The organism is Mammaliicoccus sp. RAM2 (assembly GCF_045897195.1).
Classification (GTDB): Bacteria; Bacillota; Bacilli; order Staphylococcales; family Staphylococcaceae; genus Mammaliicoccus; species Mammaliicoccus sciuri.
In genome coordinates this window covers 1-2,954 of the sequence record NZ_JBJNWI010000016.1, presented here as the reverse complement: position 1 = coordinate 2,954, position 2,954 = coordinate 1, and the positions used below count along the sequence as shown (strand labels likewise).

The following is a 2,954-nucleotide window of genomic DNA, read 5'->3' as shown; positions in this document are numbered from 1 at the left end:
ATTTTACGGCTAAAACCGATTTAAAATTTGATTAAGTCTTCGATCGATTAGTATTCGTCAGCTACACACATTACTGCGCTTACACCCCGAACCTATTAACCTCATCATCTTTGAGGGATCTTATAACCGAAGTTGGGAAATCTCATCTTGAGGGGGGCTTCATGCTTAGATGCTTTCAGCACTTATCCCGTCCATACATAGCTACCCAGCTATGCCGCTGGCGCGACAACTGGTACACCAGAGGTATGTCCATCCCGGTCCTCTCGTACTAAGGACAGCTCCTCTCAAATTTCCTACGCCCACGACGGATAGGGACCGAACTGTCTCACGACGTTCTGAACCCAGCTCGCGTACCGCTTTAATGGGCGAACAGCCCAACCCTTGGGACCGACTACAGCCCCAGGATGCGATGAGCCGACATCGAGGTGCCAAACCTCCCCGTCGATGTGAACTCTTGGGGGAGATAAGCCTGTTATCCCCGGGGTAGCTTTTATCCGTTGAGCGATGGCCCTTCCATGCGGAACCACCGGATCACTAAGTCCGTCTTTCGACCCTGCTCGACTTGTAGGTCTCGCAGTCAAGCTCCCTTGTGCCTTTACACTCTGCGAATGATTTCCAACCATTCTGAGGGAACCTTTGAGCGCCTCCGTTACTCTTTAGGAGGCGACCGCCCCAGTCAAACTGCCCGCCTGACACTGTCTCCCACCATGATCAAATGGTGCGGGTTAGAAAGTCAACACAGCCAGGGTAGTATCCCACCAGCGCCTCCACGTAAGCTAGCGCTCACGTTTCAAAGGCTCCTACCTATCCTGTACAAGCTGTGCCAAATTTCAATATCAGGCTACAGTAAAGCTCCACGGGGTCTTTCCGTCCTGTCGCGGGTAACCTGCATCTTCACAGGTACTATGATTTCACCGAGTCTCTCGTTGAGACAGTGCCCAAATCGTTACGCCTTTCGTGCGGGTCGGAACTTACCCGACAAGGAATTTCGCTACCTTAGGACCGTTATAGTTACGGCCGCCGTTTACTGGGGCTTCGATTCGTAGCTTCGCAGAAGCTAACCACTCCTCTTAACCTTCCAGCACCGGGCAGGCGTCAGCCCCTATACATCACCTTACGGTTTAGCAGAGACCTGTGTTTTTGATAAACAGTCGCTTGGGCCTATTCACTGCGGCTCTTCAAGGCTTGCACCCTAAAAAGCACCCCTTCTCCCGAAGTTACGGGGTCATTTTGCCGAGTTCCTTAACGAGAGTTCGCTCGCTCACCTTAGAATTCTCATCTTGACTACCTGTGTCGGTTTGCGGTACGGGCACCTATTTTCTAACTAGAGGCTTTTCTTGGCAGTGTGAAATCAACGACTCGTCGGATACATGATCCAACTCCCCATCACAACTCAACCTTACGAGTGCCGGATTTGCCTAACACTCAGTCTTATTGCTTGGACGTGCACTCCAACAGCACGCTTCGCCTATCCTACTGCGTCCCCCCATCGTTCAAACAATCATAGGTGGTACAGGAATATCTACCTGTTATCCATCGCCTACGCCTATCGGCCTCGGCTTAGGTCCCGACTAACCCAGAGCGGACGAGCCTTCCTCTGGAAACCTTAGTCAATCGGTGGATGGGATTCTCACCCATCTTTCGCTACTCACACCGGCATTCTCACTTCTAAACATTCCACATGTCCTTACGATCATGCTTCGACACGTTTAGAACGCTCTCCTACCATTATCCTTACGGATAATCCACAGCTTCGGTAATATGTTTAGCCCCGGTACATTTTCGGCGCAGTGTCACTCGACTAGTGAGCTATTACGCACTCTTTAAATGATGGCTGCTTCTAAGCCAACATCCTAGTTGTCTGGGCAACGCCACATCCTTTTCCACTTAACATATATTTTGGGACCTTAGCTGGTGGTCTGGGCTGTTTCCCTTTCGACTACGGACCTTATCACCCATAGTCTGACTCCCAAGTTAAATTATTTGGCATTCGGAGTTTGTCTGAATTCGGTAACCCGAGAGGGGCCCCTCGTCCAAACAGTGCTCTACCTCCAATAATCATCACTTGAGGCTAGCCCTAAAGCTATTTCGGAGAGAACCAGCTATCTCCAAGTTCGATTGGAATTTCTCCGCTACCCACACCTCATCCGCTCACTTTTCAACGTAAGTCGGTTCGGTCCTCCATTCAGTGTTACCTGAACTTCAACCTGGACATGGGTAGATCACTTGGTTTCGGGTCTACGACCAGATACTCATTCGCCCTATTCAGACTCGCTTTCGCTACGGCTCCACATTTACTGCTTAACCTTGCATCAAATCGTAACTCGCCGGTTCATTCTACAAAAGGCACGCCATCACCCATTAACGGGCTCTGACTATTTGTAAGCACACGGTTTCAGGTTCTATTTCACTCCCCTTCCGGGGTGCTTTTCACCTTTCCCTCACGGTACTGGTTCACTATCGGTCACTAGAGAGTATTTAGCCTTGGGAGATGGTCCTCCCAGATTCCGACGGAATTTCACGTGTTCCGCCGTACTCAGGATCCACTCAGGAGAGAAATGACTTTCGACTACAGGACCTTTACCTTCTATGGTTGGCTTTTCCAAAACCATTCGTCTAATCATTTCCTTTGTAACTCCGTATTGAGTGTCCTACAACCCCAATAGGCAAGCCTATTGGTTTGGGCTCTTCCCGTTTCGCTCGCCGCTACTCAGGGAATCGAGTTTTCTTTCTCTTCCTCCGGGTACTAAGATGTTTCAGTTCTCCGGGTGTGCCTTCTCACATACTATGTATTCATATGCGGATAACATGACATAACTCATGCTGGGTTTCCCCATTCGGAAATCTCTGGATCAAAGCGTACTTACAGCTCCCCAAAGCATATCGTCGTTAGTAACGTCCTTCTTCGGCTTCTAGTGCCAAGGCATCCACCGTGCGCCCTTAATAACTTAATC

General features: G+C 49.8%; 1 rRNA gene. It reads right to left on the bottom strand.

The annotated features are described in order from the left end of the window. Positions 1–27: 27 nt before the first annotated feature. Positions 28–2,954, bottom strand: a 23S ribosomal RNA gene (locus tag ACJTHF_RS13965).